The sequence below is a fragment of the Mesorhizobium sp. M0854 genome (assembly GCF_040319815.1).
GTDB lineage: Bacteria > Pseudomonadota > Alphaproteobacteria > Rhizobiales > Rhizobiaceae > Mesorhizobium.
Genome location: NZ_JAMYOL010000003.1, coordinates 144,568 through 160,486, shown reverse-complemented (window position 1 = coordinate 160,486; position 15,919 = coordinate 144,568). Strand labels below are relative to the sequence as shown.

The window sequence follows — 15,919 nt, the reverse complement described above, 5'->3', positions numbered from 1 at the left end:
ACGGCCGGTCCATTCAACGTGCCGCCAGATTGGCCGGAAAGATCGAGCATGTTTCGGTGCCGAAAGCCAGCAGCTTGCCGTTGGCGTCGTTCAGCGCCGCTTCCGAAACCGTCAGCGTGCGGCCCTTGTGCACTACTTTGCCCTTGTGCACTACTTTGCCCTCGCACACCACCTCGCCCGTCCTTGGCGTGATCGGCCGCGTCAAATTCGCTTTGAACTCGGCCGTCGCATGGCCTCGCCCACCTGCGAAATGGTGCCAAGGCCGAGCGGCGAAACGTTTTCGGGATCAGGTTCAACTTCGCTCATCTGGTGGTTTCCCCGGTGGCGGTTTCCCCGGCGCTTGCCTTGCCGGATTCATGGCCGGGTGAATGATGCCTGCGCAAAGCGGCGAGAAACCCGGCGCGGGCGCCGGGAGGCTCGATGCCGCGCGGTTCGTAGACATGGCGGGTCAAAAAGAAGCCGGTCAGCTGGAAGGCGTCCTCGATCGCCGCCGGATCGGCGCGCAGCCCGGAGCCGCGCTGCAGGAAGGCAGGCAGCGCCAGCATCTTGTCGCGCCACGGCGCGCCCGCCGCCCGCGACACGGCGCGGCCGGATTTCGGCGAGACATAGGCAAGGTCCTGCCTGGTGCCGGTCGCCGCACACTGGCTGAGATCGAGGCCGAAACCGAGTTCGTCGAGTACCAGCAGCTCGAAGCGGGCCACCAACTCGCCGGCGGCATCGGCATCGTCGAGATGAGCGATCATCACCACAAGCGTCTCGTAAAGGCCGCCATGGGCGTCACGCTCGGGCAAAAGACGCAAATGCGCGGCCATCGTCTGCAAGCCGTAGACGGCAACGGCGCTGTCCATCAGCCGGGCGGCGTTCATCTCGATAGCCTCGACCTGGAAGGTGCCGAGATGCTCGTCGAGCCGCGCCCGCCACAACAGGTCGACGCGATTGCCGGGCTGCAAGACCGGCTGCTGCTTGCGCGAACGGCCGCCGCGCACGAGGCCGAGATGGCGGCCATGCGCGCGCGTCATTACCTCGAGAATGGCGCTGGTTTCGCCATGCTTGCGGGTGCCGAGAATGATTCCCTCGTCGTGCCATTCCATGACGAGAGCTTGTCACCGGTTGGATGGCGAAATCAAGATGAGCGACTATCCGCCGCCAAACCAAAACGGCCCGTAGAGATACGCTACGGGCCGTTTTTGCGAGATCGTCGTTTGATCAGAACGAGCGCTGGAAGCGGAAGATGCCGCCGATTGCGTCGGCATCGTCGGCATCGAAATTGTCGTAATAATCGACTTCGGCGGTGATCGTGTAACCAGGAACGATGGTGTAGGCGACGTTGGCCGCAATGGCGAAGTCTTGGTCGTCGGTATAGGAGACCTGGGCGTTCAAAGAGGTCTTCTTGTTGACGGCATAGCTGCCGCCGCCCCAGACGGCAAAGTTGCCAGTCCACGGCTTGTAGAAGTTCTTCGCGACGTTGTCGTCGCTGCCGTAGCCCGCCATCACGAACAGGGTCAGGTCAGTAATCGGCTTGACGTCGAGGCGAGCTTTGCCGGCCCATTCTTCCGACGTGCTGTTATAGGCGCCGACCGCGGTGATCGCACCCCAGTCGCCCTTGTATTTCACGCCGCCGACGACAAACGGAACGTAGCTGTCGATCGACTGGTCAGCGCCGGAGCCCGTTTCGACCGAGGCGACTGCCGTAAAGCCATTACCGCCGTCGAAATAGTAACTGATCAGGTTGGTGTCCTTGGTGCCGTAAGGAATGATAGTGTCCTGGACGACGTTGCCGGCGTAACCGATGAACGAATCATAGACAGTTTCATCCTTACCGACGCGGAAACCTCCAAGCTGGATCCAGGCGAAGTTCAGGGTAACCGCCTTGTTGTCCTGCACGCTGAAATCAACACCGCTCACGGTGCGTTTGGTATTGCCGAAGTTGAAACGGGTCTCGGTATAGGTCTTCAACGTGCCGAGCTCGGTTTCCTGGCCGGTCCACGTCTTCAAATTGAAGCGGGCATTCTTGTTCCAGGTCTGCTGCTCGTCACCGTCCAAAAGGTCGTGTGTCGTCGCGCCATCGAAAACGCGGCCGGCGTCGCCGAAGCTGGCGTCATAGCGGACATAGCCGCCGATGCGCAGGCAGGTCTCGGTGCCGGGAATGTAGAAGTAGCCGGCGCCGTAGACGTCGCAAATCTTGACGTATTCGGCGGGTTCCGGCTCGGCGACCACAACAGCGTCGGCGGCGCGCGCACCGGAGACCGCGACGAATGCCGCGGCTGAGCCGAGAAGAAGGCTCTTGATATTCATTTTCTGACCTCTCCAGTCAAAGTTAAAAATGGCTTTGGATTCATGGGTTGAACGGCTGAACGCCTCACCCACGTCGAAAAAGGCGCGCACCGCACCCCCTCTTCAGGCGGCGAACATACTCATCCGCATTCCAGTCTCAATGACGATTACAAAAATAATCAATGTTTGCATAACAGAATAAATCCATGTTGCACAAATATCACTTCACATTTTCTTCACACTTGCCCCCCGGCACAAACGAGACACTGTCACAATTGTACAAAAATATACTTATGCCATTAGCCGACAAACCGATCGGAATCCGACATACATTCCTTGTGCGTGTTCTTTTTTTAGAATAGACTTTTAGCGTTGGCAGCGAGATCAAGTCGACTTCGCCATCGCTGCGGTCTGTGCGGCAAGAACGACTTCCGCCACCAGATCCCGTTTGAGCAGTTCAATGGGAATACGTCCGGCGAGGCCGGGCGCGGGGCCAATCAGCCACGACCAGGCATGCCGTGGATCGGGCATCGCGGATAGCACTTCCTTGATACCCGGCGCCGGCCTGCCGTCGATGAACTGGGCCAGGGGAAATACATGTTTGCGGCCACCGGTGCGCAACGCAACGACCGTGCCGCTGCGCTGCCAGCGATGCAGGGTCGAGCGCGATATGCCGAGATTGTGCTGCAGGAACGTCGACCCGGCGACCCGACCGGCCCAGTCCTCGACCCGCATCGAGTCGAGGTCGCCCGTTCCGGCCAGGCGTTGGATGTCTGCCCCTTGGCCGTCGTGCGCCGTCGACAGAGGCCTCCTGGCACGGCGTTCCGCAGCTTCGGCTGCCAATATCCGCACGAAACGCGACGCCATGCCGGGTAATCTTTCCCGCATGGTGTCGATCGCACTGATGTCGGTCGGCGCAAGCAACGCGACGGCGGCGGCAACGGCGCCGGCGACCCTGCCCGCTGCAACGACCGCATCGCTGTTCGTCACCTTGCCTTGCCGCGCCAGCACGCGCTCGATCTCAACAGCGACGGCGTCTGCAAACTCGGTCTGACGGATGGGGTCGATGCGATTCCAAGTCCCGGTCATGTCCTGATCTGGCTGTTTGCCTGCCGGTTCCGGTTTGCTCGGAAGCGGGTCTTTCGCACAGCCTATAGGCAGGGTGTATGACGGAGAGACGACAAACGGGAACCACGCGAGGTCGCAGTATCGGCAGGAGTTCCATTCGATCCACTGGCCGATTTTGCATGAATATCGCAAATTTTTCAGAACCCGCTCAGGATTTCGGGCCGCGCCGGTGCCAATAAGAAACGGCTCGACCGACGTGGTCGGCGCATGGCCTCCCGGAATGATTCGGCGGCTGTTCAAGATGCAAGTCGACCGATCGGGCACCCCGGCGACCGCTCAGAATCCTGAGGCGGCCAACAGGCCGCTCTGCGGATCGCCCAAACAGGCTCAGTGCGGAAATTCGAGCCCCATTTCGCGGTAGCGCTCGGGGTCGTCACCCCAGTTCTCACGCACCTTGACGAACAGGAAGAGGTGCACCTTCTGTTCGAGTATGCCTGCTATTTCCATGCGTGCCGCCTGGCCGATGGCGCGGATCGTCTCGCCCTTATGGCCGAGCACGATTTTCTTCTGGCTGTCGCGCTCGACATAGATGGTCTGGTCGATGCGCACCGAGCCGTCCTTCTTCTCTTCCCATTTCTCCGTCTCGACATGGGAGGAATAGGGCAGTTCCTGATGCAGCCTGAGATAGAGCTTTTCGCGGGTGATCTCGGCGGCGAGCTGGCGCATCGGCAGGTCGGAGATCTGGTCTTCCGGGTAGTACCAGGGTCCGGCCGGCAGGGTCTCGGCGAGATAGTCGAGCAGGTCCTTGCAGCCGGACCCGGTCAGCGCCGAAACCATGAAGGTGCGCTTGAACGGCACCCTTTCGTTGGCTGCCGCCGACAATGCCAGCAACGTCTCGTGCTTGACCCGATCGACCTTGTTGAGGATCAACACCATCGGCTGCCGAACATCCTTCAGCCGCTCGAGGATGGCGTCGGCATCGCCCCGGATGCCGCGCTCGGCATCGATCAAGAGCAGCACGATATCGGCGTCCTTGGCACCGCCCCACGCGGTCGTCACCATCGCCGTGTCCAGCCGGCGCTTCGGCTTGAATATGCCCGGCGTGTCGACGAAGACGATCTGCGCGTTGTTGTGGGTGGCAATGCCGCGCACGATAGCGCGCGTGGTCTGCACCTTGTGCGTCACGATCGACACCTTGGCGCCGACCAATTGGTTGACCAGCGTCGATTTCCCCGCATTGGGCGCGCCGATCAGCGCGACGAAGCCGGAGCGGGTAGCGGGAGCTTCTGTTGCCGGAGCTTCGGTGGCGGTCATGCGGCACTCCCTTGATCGAGCCAGACGCCTTCCCGCTGCAGAAGTGCCGCGGCTGCAGCCTGCTCCGCCTCGCGCTTGGAGCGCCCGCTGCCGGTCGCCGACGGATAGGCGCCAACCTTGACACTGACGGTGAACAGCGGATCGTGGTCCGGTCCCTCGCGGCTGTCGATTATGTAAACCGGCACTGCGCCTGCCGCCTGATGCGCCCATTCCTGGAGTTCGGTTTTCGCATCGCGACGGGCGGCGTCAATGGCTTGCGAGCGCGGCTGCCAGTATTTGTGGATGAAGGCACGGGCCGCTTCCAACCCTCCGTCGAGATAGAGCACGGCGATCAGCGATTCCAATGCATCGGCGCGCAGATTGACGCGCTTGCGCCCGTCGAGGCCGCGTACGTCCGAACCGGCGCGAACAAGTTCCGGCAGGCCGATCTCCTCGGCAATTTCCGCCAAGGCTTCAGCGTTGACCAGAGCGTTCAATCTCAGCGACAGCTCACCCTCGGCGGCGTCGGGAAATGCCGCCAGCAGCATATCGGCAACGACAAGGCCGAGAACGCGGTCGCCCAGGAATTCGAAACGTTCGTAGTCGATGCCGGCGTGACTGCCGCGAGCGCTGGCATGGGTCAGCGCCCGCTGCAGGCGCTGATGGTCGCCAAAACTGTGGCCGGTGCGCTCCCTGAGCGCCTCGGCGAGCGCATCGGCGGTCAGCCGTTTCGTCGCCGCCATGGCCCTAATTGACGAAATGGAACAGGCGCGAGGCGCGCATCAGCGACGGCCATTTCCAGATTTCGAGCGGGCTGGCGCTGCCGCCGATCGAGAAGAAAATGAGGTTGGCGCGGCCGACCAAATTCTCGTCCGGCACGAAGCCGACGGTGAAGCGGCTGTCCGACGAGTTGTCGCGATTGTCGCCCATCATGAAATAGTGACCGGGCGGCACCTTGAACTCTTTGGTATTGTCGCCGATCGAGGCCTGCGTCAGGTCGAGCGTGTCGTAGCTGACGCCGTTCGGCAGCGTCTCGCGATAGACATCGACCGGCCCGTTCTCCTCGGTGATGTCTCGGTTGTCGATCTGCCCGACCTTGACGCGTGGCACGCCCACGTCATTGATGAAGAGCTGGCCATCCTTGACCTGGATCTTGTCGCCCGGGAGGCCGACGACGCGCTTGATATAATCGACAGAAGGATCCGGCGGAAACTTGAACACCACCACGTCGCCGCGCTTCGGCTCTGAGCCCCAGATGCGGCCCGAAAAGATGTTCGGCCCGAACGGCAGTGAATAGCGGGAGAAGCCGTAGGACCACTTGGTGACGAAGAGATAGTCGCCTTCGAGCAAAGTCGGCCGCATCGACCCGGACGGGATCGAGAACGGCTGGAACAGGAGCGTGCGGATGACCAGCGCAAGCAGCAGGGCCTGGACGATGACGCTGACGGTTTCGCCAAGTCCGCCGGATTTCTTCTGGGTTTTTTCAGCCACGCTCATGTCGTCCTCGATTGTGCGTTGGATGGTATAGAGTCTCGGCGCGCGCTGGGCAACGTCATGCCGGTGGTCAGATGCAATCAATGTGGCGCTTCTTCGACCGGCAACGCTTCAATGATCACGAAGGCTTGAGCGAGCGGAAAATCATCGGTGATGGTGAGGTGGATCACCGCGCGGTGCCCTTCAGGTAGAATTTCGTCCAGCCGCGCTGCCGCCCCATTGGTCAGCGCCATGGTCGGCTTGCCGCTGGCCAGGTTGACGACCCCCATGTCGCGCCAGAACACACCCTGCGCCATACCGGTGCCCAATGCCTTGGCGCAAGCTTCCTTGGCAGCGAAACGCTTGGCGTAGGAGGCCGCACGCGCCGCGCGGTTTTCGGACCGCGCCTGTTCGATCTCGGTGTAGATGCGCTGGATGAAGCGTTGGCCATGGCGTTCCAGCGACTTCTCGATGCGTCTGATGTCGATGAGGTCGCTGCCAATACCGATAATCATTCGGCAGGAACTTCCGGCCCGGTTTTTCCAGCCTTTGCCGCTCTTTCGGCCAGCCGCTTGCGGCGCTGCTCGTGGAAAGTGACCATGCCCCAGCGGGTGATGCCGTAAAACAGCAGGCCGAAAACCAGGCCGAGCGGTATTGCGCCGATCGTCATCGGCTTCAGCACCGGTCCCCACAATTGCGCAAAGGAAAGATTATGCAGCATGTCGCCGAGATGCGCGGGCGGGCCATGCGCCGGCAGGTGTTCATGCAGGATCAGCTTGCCGACCTCCCAGGAGGCGGCCCATAGCAGCGGAAAGGTCAGGGGGTTGCCGAAGACCGTGCCGAGTGCTGCCGCGACCAGATTGCCGGCGATCAGCCAGCACAGGATGGCAGCAATGATGAAGTGAAAGCCAAGCGGGAAAAACGACGCGAATACGCCCGCCGCAACACCGGCGGCCACGGCATGCGGCGTGGCCCTAAGCCGCAGGATGCGTTTGGAGAAATACCGCAGCGAGCGCGAGAACGAGCGGCGCGGCCACAAATAAGTACGCACCCGCTCGAAAAAACCATCAGGCTTGCGCCGTCGAAAAAGCACTCTGTTCCTGTTCCTAGTTCCATCGATGGCTTCACGCCGGCCTTTCCAGCCAGGCGCGACAGCCTATGCTGCGCTCTGCGGTCGCCGAAAAGCAACTACGACTTTGATATAGCGATGCGCTGGCCGAAGAACAACGAGGCCGAGGGCATCCGCTCGGTGGCCGGTCGCGCCAGCCTTTGGGTATCGCCGCTCTGAACAGGGCATGATCGCGGCGAATTTAAGGAGCGTCACTTAGGATCGATATTCGCTGACCTCGACGAGGTTGCCGTCCGGATCGCGGAAATAGACCGACATCATCGCGCCCCGAGCGCCGACACGCTCGACCGGGCCGACCTCTATCACCACACCATTGGCGGCGAGGTTGGCACATATCTCGGCCAGCGGCCGGGCAGCAATCAAGCAGAAATCTCCGGAGCCCGGCGTCGGCGCCTTGGCCTTCGGCTCGAAGGTACGCCCGACCTGATGCACATTGATCTTCTGCGTTCCAAACAGCAGCGCCGTTGGTCGGTCCGGCTCGTCGAGGCGCTTGAAGCCAAGCACGCGCTGATAGAAGGCGCAGGTATCGTCCACCGAACGAACTGTCAGCACGAAATGATCGATGCCGGCAATCACGGCAGCGCCTCTTGACTTGTTTTTATGCATGTCGTTGTCCCAAAACCGCCGCACACTTTTGGGCGACATGCATTAGATATTGCGGCTGCCCGGCTTGATCGCCGGTATGGCGGCGAGCTCGGGCGGCAGCCTGTCGGCCGGATAGGCCGGAACTTCATATTCGGCGAGCGCGATCAGCGGCACGTCGACATCGGTCTTGCCGGCCGAGCGGTCGATGATGCACGCAGCGGCAACGACATCGGCGCCAAGTGCGCGCAGACAGTCGATGGTCTCGCGGATCGACAGGCCGGTGGTGACGATGTCCTCGACAATGACAACGCGCGATCCCTTGGCGATCTCGAAGCGGCGCAGCCTGAATTCACCCCCTTCCCGCTCGACCCAGATCGCCGGCGCACCAAGATGGCGCGAGGTCTCATAGGCCGGGATCAGCCCGCCGATCGCCGGGCCGACGACGTAGTCGATCCTGCCGGGCACGTCAGTGCGGATCTTTTCGGCGAGCGCCTTGCACAATCGCTCGGTCTTGTCGGCATGCATGAAAACACGCGCTTTCTGCAGAAAGACCGGGCTGCGCAGGCCCGACGTCAGGATGAAATGCCCTTCGAGAACGGCGCCGGCCTCGCGGAAAATGCCCAGCACTTCATCGGTGTTCATCGTTCACTCCATGTCCATGGTGAATGGTGAATGGTAGTAGGGTAGTAGGGTAGTAGGGTAGTGAGCACCCTCTTTCACTATTCACTATTCACTATTCACTATTCACTATTCACTATTCACTATTCACCCATTCACGCGCCTTGCGTCACTGACGCTCGAATTGTCCTTTAGCTGCGACAGCAGCCGGTTCAAGTGCTTGAGGTCCCACACTTCGAGATCGATCAGCATTTCGGTGAAATCGGGCGCGGTGCGCACCATCGACAAAGTATGGATGTTGGCGTCGTTGGATGCGACGACCTGTGCAATATCGGCCAGCGAACCCGGCGCGTTGATGGCGGTGACCGAGACGCGCGCCGGGAACCGCTCCTTGGTGCGCTCGTCAATGTCCCAGCGCACGTCGATCCAGCGCTCGGGCTGGTCGTCAAAGGCCTGCAGCGCCGGCGACTGGATCGGATAGATGGTGATACCGGTTCCCGGCTGCACGATGCCGACGATGCGATCGCCTGGCACTGCCCCCTCCGGCGCGAAGCGCACCGGCAGATCGCCGCGCACACCGCGGATCGGCACTGCGTCGTCGCGCGGCTGGTTCTTGTCCTTGCGTGCGGCGCGGCCCGGAATCTGGAACAGCATGCCGGCGGCGTTGCGGATCTTCGACCAGCCCTCCTCGCGCTGCTTGGGCGCGACCAGCGTGACACGCTCGTCCTTGTAGTCGGGAAACACCGCCTTCATGACATCGGTGGAGGCAACTTCGCCTCGGCCGACCGCGGCCAGCACATCCTCGATGTCCTTGCGCGCCAGCCGGTGCAGCACCGGCTTCAGGCTTTCCTTGGTGAAGGTCTTGCCGGACCGTTCGAAGGCGCGCTCCAGAATGCGGATACCGAGACCTGAATATTGCTTGCGAATGGCGTTCTTGGTGGCGCGGCGGATGGCCGAGCGTGCCTTGCCGGTAACGACCACCGATTCCCACGCCGCCGGCGGGACCTGCGCCTTCGAGCGGATGATCTCGACCTCGTCGCCGTTCTTCAGCTCCGTCATCAGCGGCATGATGCGGCCATTGACCTTGGCGCCGACGCAAGTGTCGCCGACGTCGGTGTGGACGGCATAGGCAAAGTCGATCGGCGTGGCGCCGCGCGGCAGCGCGATCAGCATGCCCTTCGGCGTGAAGCAGAATACCTGGTCCTGAAACAGTTCCAGCTTGGTGTTTTCGAGGAAGTCCTCGGGATTGTCGCCTTCGGCAAGCTGCTCGATGGTGCGCCGCAGCCAGGCATAGGCATTGGTTTCCTTCGAGATCGCATGGGCGGCACCATTCATCTTGCTACCGGTATCCTTATAGATCGAATGAGCGGCGACGCCGTATTCGGCGATCTTGTTCATTTGATAGGTGCGGATCTGCAATTCGACGCGCTGGCGCGACGGGCCGACGATGGTGGTGTGGATCGAGCGGTAGTCGTTCTGCTTCGGCGTGGAGATGTAGTCCTTGAAGCGGCCGGGCACCATCGACCAGGTGGTGTGGATGGCGCCGAGCGCCCGGTAGCAGTCCTCGACGGTATCGACGACGACGCGAAAGCCGAAGATGTCGGACAGCTGCTCGAAGGACAACGCCTTGGCTTCCATCTTGCGGAACACCGACCACGGCTTCTTCTGCCGGCTCTTGACCTCGGCCTTGATCGAATATTTGTCGAACAGCGCGGAGAGCGCCTTCTCGATCTCCGACAGCACGCCCTTGTTGCGCTCGAAGATTTCGGCCAGCCGTGCGGTGACGGCGCGGTAGGCTTCCGGATTGATGAAGCGGAAGGCAATCTCTTCCAGCTCCTCGCGCATGCCTTGCATGCCCATGCGGCCGGCCAGCGGCGCATAGATGTCCATCGTCTCTTCGGCGATGCGCAGGCGCTTGGCTTCCGGCACATGGTCGAGCGTGCGCATATTGTGCAGGCGGTCGGCGAGCTTGACCAGAAGCACGCGCACGTCTTCCGAGATCGCCAGCAACAGCTTGCGCAGGTTCTCCGCCTGCTCGGCCTTCTTCGAGACGAGGTCGAGCTTCTTCAGCTTGGTCAGGCCCTCGACCAGCTTGCCCATTTCCGGGCCGAACAATTCGTCGATCTCGGCCCTGGTCGCCGTGGTGTCCTCGATCGTGTCGTGCAGCAAGGCAACGGCGATCGTCGCCTCGTCCATGTGCATTTCGGTGAGGATGGCGGCGACTTCGAGCGGATGCGAGAAATACGGGTCGCCGGAGGCGCGTTTCTGGTGGCCATGCTTCTGCATGGCGTAGACATAGGCCTTGTTGAGCAGCGCCTCGTTGACGTCAGGCTTGTAGCGCTGGACGCGCTCGACAAGCTCATACTGACGCATCATGGGCGGGATCTCGCAATGCTGAAATGAATCATGCGCCGCACTGGCGTACGGCGCATGTCATAGATAGCCACGAAACTGCCGACGCGAAAGTGTCGGCAGTTGTCGCTAAGATCAATAATCGTCGCTTTTTTCCGGCGGCACCAGGCCTTCGATGCCGGCCAACAGGTCTTCTTCGGTCATGCGATCGAAGGTGACGTTATCCTCGGCGTCGTCGGCATCGGTGGCTGCAACGGCGCTGCCAGTCTGGTCGGCAATCGCCTCGCCATCGGCTTCCGGCTCATCGACCTCGACATGCTTCTGCAGCGAATGGATGAGATCTTCCTTGAGATCGTCCGGCGACAGCGTCTCTTCGGCGATTTCGCGGAGCGCAACGACCGGGTTCTTGTCGTTGTCGCGCGGTACGGTGATCTGCGCGCCCTGGCTGATCTGACGGGCGCGGTGGCCGGCCAAGAGCACCAGCTCGAAGCGGTTGTCGACCTTGTCGATGCAATCTTCAACGGTTACGCGGGCCATGAGTTGCCCCTTTCATGCCTGGATTTGATTGAAAACAGGCGCGGTCCATAACCCGAACGCCGCCAAAATACAAGCTTTTATGGCGGTGCGCAGCTCTGACGCGGGCCGCCTGCGACGACACAGCGCCGATCACAATTGCTTGCGGTGCGGCATGGTGCCTTGGATTGCCGTAAAACTGGCGTTATCTCGAACGATGAAGGCCAACAGGTCTATTATCAGACCGGCCGATAGTCGCCACCCATTTAGACGACCGCTTATTTCGAAAAAGGACATTTTCCATGTTCGATCCTCGTGAAAAAATCGCTCTCTTTATCGACGGTGCCAATCTCTACGCCACCTCGCGCGCGCTGGGCTTTGACATCGATTACCGCAAACTTCTGGCGAGCTTCCAGAAACGCGGCTATCTGCTGCGCGCTTATTACTACACCGCGCTGGTCGAGGATCAGGAATACTCCTCGATACGGCCGCTGATCGACTGGCTCGACTATAACGGCTTCAAGGTGGTGACCAAACCGGCCAAGGAATTCACCGACTCGACCGGCCGGCGCAAGATTAAGGGCAATATGGATATCGAGCTGACCGTCGATGCGCTCGAGCTTGCCGATGTCGTCGACCATTATGTCATCTTTTCGGGCGACGGCGATTTCCGCACGCTGGTCGAGGCGCTGCAGCGGCGCGGGCGCAAGGTGTCGATCGTCTCGACCATGGCTTCGCAGCCGCCGATGATCTCCGACGATCTGCGCCGCCAGGCCGACCATTTCATCGACTTGATGACGCTCAAGAATGAACTCGGCCGCGATCCGTCGGAGCGGCCGGTGCGCCGGCCCGAACCGGCCGAAGTCGACGAGGAAGACTATTGACGGTCGTTGCCTTGACCGCGCCCCTGGTCGTCTCCCCCGAACCCGATCGCGATTGCCCGCTCTGCCCGCGGTTGCACGACTTCATCGCCGAGTGGCGGCGGCGCGAGCCGTCCTGGTTCAACGCGCCGGTGCCGACCTTTTTGCCGCCGGAAGGCGAGGACGCAGTGCGTCTGCTGATCGTCGGGCTGGCGCCTGGACTGCGCGGGGCGAACCGGACGGGGCGCCCCTTCACCGGCGATTTTGCCGGCGACCTGCTCTACAACACGCTGATCGCGCACGGCTTTGCGCGCGGCGAATTCAAAGCGCGACCGGATGACGGGCTGGAGCTTGTCGGTACGGCGATTACCAATGCGGTGCGCTGCGTGCCGCCGGACAACAAGCCGGTTGGCGCCGAGATAGCGACCTGCCGGACGTTCCTGGTGCCGACGATCGCGCGATTTCCAAATCTGCGCGCTGTGCTGGCGCTTGGCTCGATCGCCCACCAGTCGACCGTGCGGGCGCTCGGCCAACGCGTTGCCGCCTATCCGTTCCGGCATGGTGGGCAGCAGCAGGCCAATGGCATCACGCTGTTTTCCAGCTATCATTGCTCGCGCTACAACACCAATACCGGCGTGTTGACGGAAGCGATGTTCGTCAACGTCTTCAGTCAGATAGAAGCTTTTCTGAAGACATAGAGTCGGACGATGCCCGCCAGGGCACGAGCCCTAGATTCGGGCGATCGCGAACTACCAGGCCAGGAGATCCAGCAACCACAGAAACAGTGCAAGCTGCAGCGCGACGCGCAGGCGTTGGATGATCCGCCAATTGCTGGCCATGTCGGATTTGATGCGCAGCGCAAGCGCTCGGTGCATCCCGTCCAGGGTTGCGGGAGGGTGCTGATCGACGAAGTCCTGGAGCAGCTTCTCTGGATCGAAACGGAACGTATAGTTATAATACGGCCACACCATAATCGCGACCAGCAGCCCGATAAGAAAAAGCAATATCAGCGCCAGCCAGTCCCAGGGCCCCACGCCATCCAGGAGCGCCCTGCCTCCGAGGAGAGAACTCGCGAACGCGGTTGCGAAGATCAGATTGCCGGCGCGCGTATTGAGACTTTCAACCACGCCCTGCTGGTGCTGGAGGCCACGCACCGCCTCCGCATAGACAAATGCCAGGCGGGGGTCGCCGCCGTCCGTCGCAGCAGGCGGGGCGTTGCTGTCATTGGTTGATGAAGGGCGCTCCGGCATCAAATGTACTTAGCACGGCGCCGCCTGCGATATGAATAGCCAGATGGGGAACGCCTCGTCGCTCTGTCTTCGTGCCATCGAGGGTGTTTTGGTGGACGGGAATAGCATCAATCCGACGCTGTCGTTTCAGGCGCTGCGGCAAACAATGCGGCCAGCGTCGCAGGTCCGCCCTGGAGAACATTCAGGTCGACGTCGCCGCTGATGCCGTCGACCCGGCCCCGGTTGTGATACTGCCAGTAGATCCAGTTGTCATGGCCCGGCCGCAGCGCCAGCGAACGCAGCCAGCGCGGGCGGCTGGCTAGCTGCCCGGCATAGGCTTGCGCCACCTCGTCGGTCACATAGAGGATCGCCGTCTTGCCGAACGCCGCCTCGACCGGGCCGAGGAAGGCGGAGAGTTCGGCGCTCAGCTGTTCGGGAGTTGGCCGCTGCGGGCAATTGCCGCCGAACTCGATGTCTACCACCGGCGGCAGCAAAGGCTGATCGTGCGGCACCACCGAGATGAAGTTGCGTGCCTGATCCGCACCCGGTCTGCAGAAGGTGAAGAAATGATAGGCACCGACGGCAAGACCGGCGGCGCGGGCCGCGCGCAAATTGGCGGCGAAGGCATCGTCGACATGATCGCCGCCTTCCGTCGCCTTGATCACGGCGAAGGCGACATCGTCGGCGGCAACACGGCGCCAGTCGATCTGCCGCTGATGATGGGAGACGTCGATGCCCCTGACCGGATATTTGTCGCGGTCCGGAGAAAACGTCTGGAAGTAGGTATAGCCGCCGGCCAGAACGAGGCCCGCCACGAGCAGACCGGCCGCGCCCCATAAGACGATCCGGTTTTTCAAACGAGACCTACCCCTTTTGGTCCGCCCTGCCCGCCGCTATGGCTCCGGGCGTTCGTCGCTCGAAAAGCCAAATCGCTGGCTTTTCGTCCGCCTCGCGGACCGCGCCTCACCCTCGCTCCTTCAGCAGCCGGCCCTTCTCGCGCGACCAGTCGCGCTGCTTTTCTGTCTCGCGCTTGTCGTGCAGCTTCTTGCCGCGGCCAACGGCGAGCAACAGCTTGGCACGGCCTTGGTCGTTGAAGTAGATCTTCAGCGGCACCAGCGTCATGCCTTCGCGGTCGACGCTTTGCGCCAGCTTGGCCATCTCACGCTTGTTGAGCAGCAGTTTGCGGCGGCGGCGCGGCTCATGGTTGAAGCGGTTGGCCTGCAGATACTCCGGCAAATAGGAGTTGATCAGCCAGATCTCGCCGCCCTCGACCGAGGCGTAGCTGTCCTGGATATTGGCCTGGCCCTGGCGCAGCGATTTCACTTCCGTACCGGTCAGCACCAAGCCGGCCTCGATCGTGTCGAGCACCTCATAGGAAAACCGCGCCTTGCGGTTTTCCGCAACGGTCTTGTTGTTGGGATCGGCTTTTCTGACTTGATTCATGATGCGGAGAGGTGGCGCCTCATCCCTAGTTTATCAAGCCGGCGTGCTTCATCGCCGCGTCGATCTTCTCGGCGGTCGACGGCTCGACCGTCATTAGCGGCGAGCGCAGCACGTTCTCGACCTTGCCCAGCTTCGACAGCGCATATTTCGCGCCGGAAACGCCGGGCTCCATGAAAATCGCCTTGTGCAGCGGCAACAGACGGTCCTGCAGGTCGAGCGCCTTAGCGCAGTCACCGGAAAGCGTTGCCTCCTGGAATTCAGCGCAAAGCCTGGGCGCGACATTTGCCGTCACCGAAATACAGCCGACGCCGCCATGCGCGTTGAAGCCGAGCGCCGAGGCGTCTTCGCCGGAGAGCTGGATGAAATCCTTGCCACAGGTGGCGCGCTGCTCCGAAACCCGCTCGACCTTGCCGGTGGCATCCTTGACGCCGACGATGTTCTTGAAGTCATGCACCAACTGGCCCATCGTCTCGGGGCTCATGTCGACCACCGAGCGCGGCGGAATGTTGTAGATGATGATCGGCAGGCTGGTTGCCTTGGCGACGGCGGCGAAATGCGCATAGAGGCCGCGCTGCGTCGGTCTGTTGTAATAAGGCGTGACGACAAGGGCCGCGTCGGCGCCCGCCTTCTCGGCATACTGGACCAGGCCGACCGCCTCGTCGGTGTTGTTGGAGCCAGCGCCGGCGACGACCGGAACCCGGCCCTTGGCGACCTCGATGCAAACCTTGACGACTTGGCGGTGCTCGTCATGCGACAGAGTCGGCGACTCGCCGGTGGTGCCGACAGGGACCACGCCCGTCGTGCCTTCGGCGATCTGCCAGGCGATGAACGCGCGAAAGGCTTTCTCGTCGAAACGGCCGCTCTTTTCGAACGGTGTGACGAGCGCGGTCAGCGAGCCTCTTAGCATGTCGTCCAACTCCTTGGGACTAGCGCATGACCCCGAAAATCGCAGTCGATTTCGGAAAGGATCATGCGCCAAATTTAAATTGCTACAGCGTCCTTTGCGCGTCTGAGAAGACGCGCGGCGCTGTAGGTGTTTGTCGTGCGCGCCTTCTAGCCGAAAGCGAAGCGGCGCACCATAG

Annotated in this window: 19 protein-coding genes; 2 read left to right on the top strand and 17 right to left on the bottom strand. The window is 61.8% G+C overall.

Annotated features, from left to right (window positions below):
- Positions 1–13: 13 nt before the first annotated feature.
- From NKH99_RS06465 to rpoZ, 13 genes are all read right to left on the bottom strand, one after another.
- A complete protein-coding gene (locus tag NKH99_RS06465; protein ID WP_352471052.1) occupies positions 14–205 on the bottom strand; it encodes a hotdog fold domain-containing protein in 192 nt (63 codons plus the stop codon).
- 97 nt (positions 206–302) lie between these two features.
- Positions 303–1,091, bottom strand: a complete 789-nt coding sequence (recO, locus tag NKH99_RS06460) for a DNA repair protein RecO (RefSeq protein WP_352490906.1) — start codon at positions 1,089–1,091, stop codon at positions 303–305.
- A 115-nt stretch (positions 1,092–1,206) separates the two neighbouring features.
- Positions 1,207–2,295 (bottom strand): porin, encoded by a 1,089-nt coding sequence (locus NKH99_RS06455; protein ID WP_352490905.1) that lies wholly within the window; start codon positions 2,293–2,295, stop codon positions 1,207–1,209.
- A 363-nt stretch (positions 2,296–2,658) separates the two neighbouring features.
- Entirely contained in the window at positions 2,659–3,642 is a 984-nt protein-coding gene (locus NKH99_RS06450; RefSeq protein ID WP_353013287.1) for an antitoxin Xre/MbcA/ParS-like domain-containing protein, read from the bottom strand.
- A gap of 87 nt (positions 3,643–3,729) precedes the next feature.
- Positions 3,730–4,656 (bottom strand): GTPase Era, encoded by a 927-nt coding sequence (gene era / locus NKH99_RS06445; RefSeq protein WP_352530336.1) that lies wholly within the window; start codon positions 4,654–4,656, stop codon positions 3,730–3,732.
- Positions 4,653–5,378, bottom strand: a complete 726-nt coding sequence (rnc, locus tag NKH99_RS06440) for a ribonuclease III (protein WP_352921633.1) — start codon at positions 5,376–5,378, stop codon at positions 4,653–4,655. The genes era and rnc overlap by 4 nt, the downstream gene beginning before the upstream one ends.
- A 4-nt stretch (positions 5,379–5,382) precedes the next feature.
- A complete protein-coding gene (gene lepB, locus NKH99_RS06435; RefSeq protein ID WP_352471047.1) occupies positions 5,383–6,132 on the bottom strand; it encodes a signal peptidase I in 750 nt (249 codons plus the stop codon).
- Between the two features lie 77 nt (positions 6,133–6,209).
- Entirely contained in the window at positions 6,210–6,623 is a 414-nt protein-coding gene (gene acpS / locus NKH99_RS06430) for a holo-ACP synthase (protein ID WP_352467214.1), read from the bottom strand.
- Entirely contained in the window at positions 6,620–7,201 is a 582-nt protein-coding gene (locus tag NKH99_RS06425; RefSeq protein WP_023677769.1) for a DUF2062 domain-containing protein, read from the bottom strand. Before NKH99_RS06425 ends, acpS begins: the two co-directional genes overlap by 4 nt.
- A gap of 231 nt (positions 7,202–7,432) precedes the next feature.
- Positions 7,433–7,843: a VOC family protein gene (locus NKH99_RS06420; RefSeq protein ID WP_352471046.1), complete on the bottom strand. Its 411-nt coding sequence runs from the start codon at positions 7,841–7,843 to the stop codon at positions 7,433–7,435.
- 42 nt (positions 7,844–7,885) lie between these two features.
- On the bottom strand, positions 7,886–8,464 hold the full coding sequence (pyrE, locus tag NKH99_RS06415) for an orotate phosphoribosyltransferase (protein WP_353013285.1): 579 nt from the start codon (positions 8,462–8,464) through the stop codon (positions 7,886–7,888).
- Between the two features lie 123 nt (positions 8,465–8,587).
- On the bottom strand, positions 8,588–10,816 hold the full coding sequence (locus NKH99_RS06410) for a RelA/SpoT family protein (RefSeq protein WP_353013283.1): 2,229 nt from the start codon (positions 10,814–10,816) through the stop codon (positions 8,588–8,590).
- Between the two features lie 111 nt (positions 10,817–10,927).
- Positions 10,928–11,329 (bottom strand): DNA-directed RNA polymerase subunit omega, encoded by a 402-nt coding sequence (gene rpoZ / locus NKH99_RS06405; RefSeq protein ID WP_023677773.1) that lies wholly within the window; start codon positions 11,327–11,329, stop codon positions 10,928–10,930.
- Positions 11,330–11,607: 278 nt separating this feature from the next.
- On the opposite strand from rpoZ, the gene NKH99_RS06400 reads away from it, so the two are divergent.
- Together NKH99_RS06400 and NKH99_RS06395 are read left to right on the top strand one after the other, a co-directional pair.
- A complete protein-coding gene (locus NKH99_RS06400; protein ID WP_353013281.1) occupies positions 11,608–12,189 on the top strand; it encodes a LabA-like NYN domain-containing protein in 582 nt (193 codons plus the stop codon).
- On the top strand, positions 12,186–12,863 hold the full coding sequence (locus NKH99_RS06395) for a uracil-DNA glycosylase (protein WP_245274739.1): 678 nt from the start codon (positions 12,186–12,188) through the stop codon (positions 12,861–12,863). Before NKH99_RS06400 ends, NKH99_RS06395 begins: the two co-directional genes overlap by 4 nt.
- Before the next feature lie 51 nt (positions 12,864–12,914).
- On the opposite strand, the gene NKH99_RS06390 is transcribed toward NKH99_RS06395, so the two are convergent.
- The 4 genes from NKH99_RS06390 to dapA all read right to left on the bottom strand — a co-directional run bounded on the left by NKH99_RS06390 (position 12,915) and on the right by dapA (position 15,744).
- Positions 12,915–13,415: a hypothetical protein gene (locus tag NKH99_RS06390; protein ID WP_353013279.1), complete on the bottom strand. Its 501-nt coding sequence runs from the start codon at positions 13,413–13,415 to the stop codon at positions 12,915–12,917.
- A gap of 107 nt (positions 13,416–13,522) precedes the next feature.
- Positions 13,523–14,251, bottom strand: a complete 729-nt coding sequence (locus NKH99_RS06385) for a GH25 family lysozyme (protein ID WP_353013277.1) — start codon at positions 14,249–14,251, stop codon at positions 13,523–13,525.
- Positions 14,252–14,357: 106 nt separating this feature from the next.
- Entirely contained in the window at positions 14,358–14,837 is a 480-nt protein-coding gene (gene smpB, locus NKH99_RS06380; RefSeq protein ID WP_023768487.1) for an SsrA-binding protein SmpB, read from the bottom strand.
- Between the two features lie 25 nt (positions 14,838–14,862).
- Positions 14,863–15,744 carry a 4-hydroxy-tetrahydrodipicolinate synthase gene (gene dapA / locus NKH99_RS06375; protein WP_352449009.1) on the bottom strand — a complete coding sequence of 294 codons (882 nt, stop codon included), beginning with the start codon at positions 15,742–15,744 and terminating at the stop codon, positions 14,863–14,865.
- Between the last annotated feature and the right edge of the window lie 175 nt (positions 15,745–15,919).

Coding starts and splice junctions, on each gene's coding strand:
- recO (WP_352490906.1), bottom strand. CDS start 1,091: ATGGAATGGCACGACGAGGGAATCATTCTCGGCACCCGCAAGCATGGC.
- NKH99_RS06455 (WP_352490905.1), bottom strand. CDS start 2,295: ATGAATATCAAGAGCCTTCTTCTCGGCTCAGCCGCGGCATTCGTCGCG.
- era (WP_352530336.1), bottom strand. CDS start 4,656: ATGACCGCCACCGAAGCTCCGGCAACAGAAGCTCCCGCTACCCGCTCC.
- rnc (WP_352921633.1), bottom strand. CDS start 5,378: ATGGCGGCGACGAAACGGCTGACCGCCGATGCGCTCGCCGAGGCGCTC.
- lepB (WP_352471047.1), bottom strand. CDS start 6,132: ATGAGCGTGGCTGAAAAAACCCAGAAGAAATCCGGCGGACTTGGCGAA.
- acpS (WP_352467214.1), bottom strand. CDS start 6,623: ATGATTATCGGTATTGGCAGCGACCTCATCGACATCAGACGCATCGAG.
- NKH99_RS06420 (WP_352471046.1), bottom strand. CDS start 7,843: ATGCATAAAAACAAGTCAAGAGGCGCTGCCGTGATTGCCGGCATCGAT.
- pyrE (WP_353013285.1), bottom strand. CDS start 8,464: ATGAACACCGATGAAGTGCTGGGCATTTTCCGCGAGGCCGGCGCCGTT.
- NKH99_RS06410 (WP_353013283.1), bottom strand. CDS start 10,816: ATGATGCGTCAGTATGAGCTTGTCGAGCGCGTCCAGCGCTACAAGCCT.
- rpoZ (WP_023677773.1), bottom strand. CDS start 11,329: ATGGCCCGCGTAACCGTTGAAGATTGCATCGACAAGGTCGACAACCGC.
- NKH99_RS06400 (WP_353013281.1), top strand. CDS start 11,608: ATGTTCGATCCTCGTGAAAAAATCGCTCTCTTTATCGACGGTGCCAAT.
- NKH99_RS06390 (WP_353013279.1), bottom strand. CDS start 13,415: ATGCCGGAGCGCCCTTCATCAACCAATGACAGCAACGCCCCGCCTGCT.
- smpB (WP_023768487.1), bottom strand. CDS start 14,837: ATGAATCAAGTCAGAAAAGCCGATCCCAACAACAAGACCGTTGCGGAA.
- dapA (WP_352449009.1), bottom strand. CDS start 15,744: ATGCTAAGAGGCTCGCTGACCGCGCTCGTCACACCGTTCGAAAAGAGC.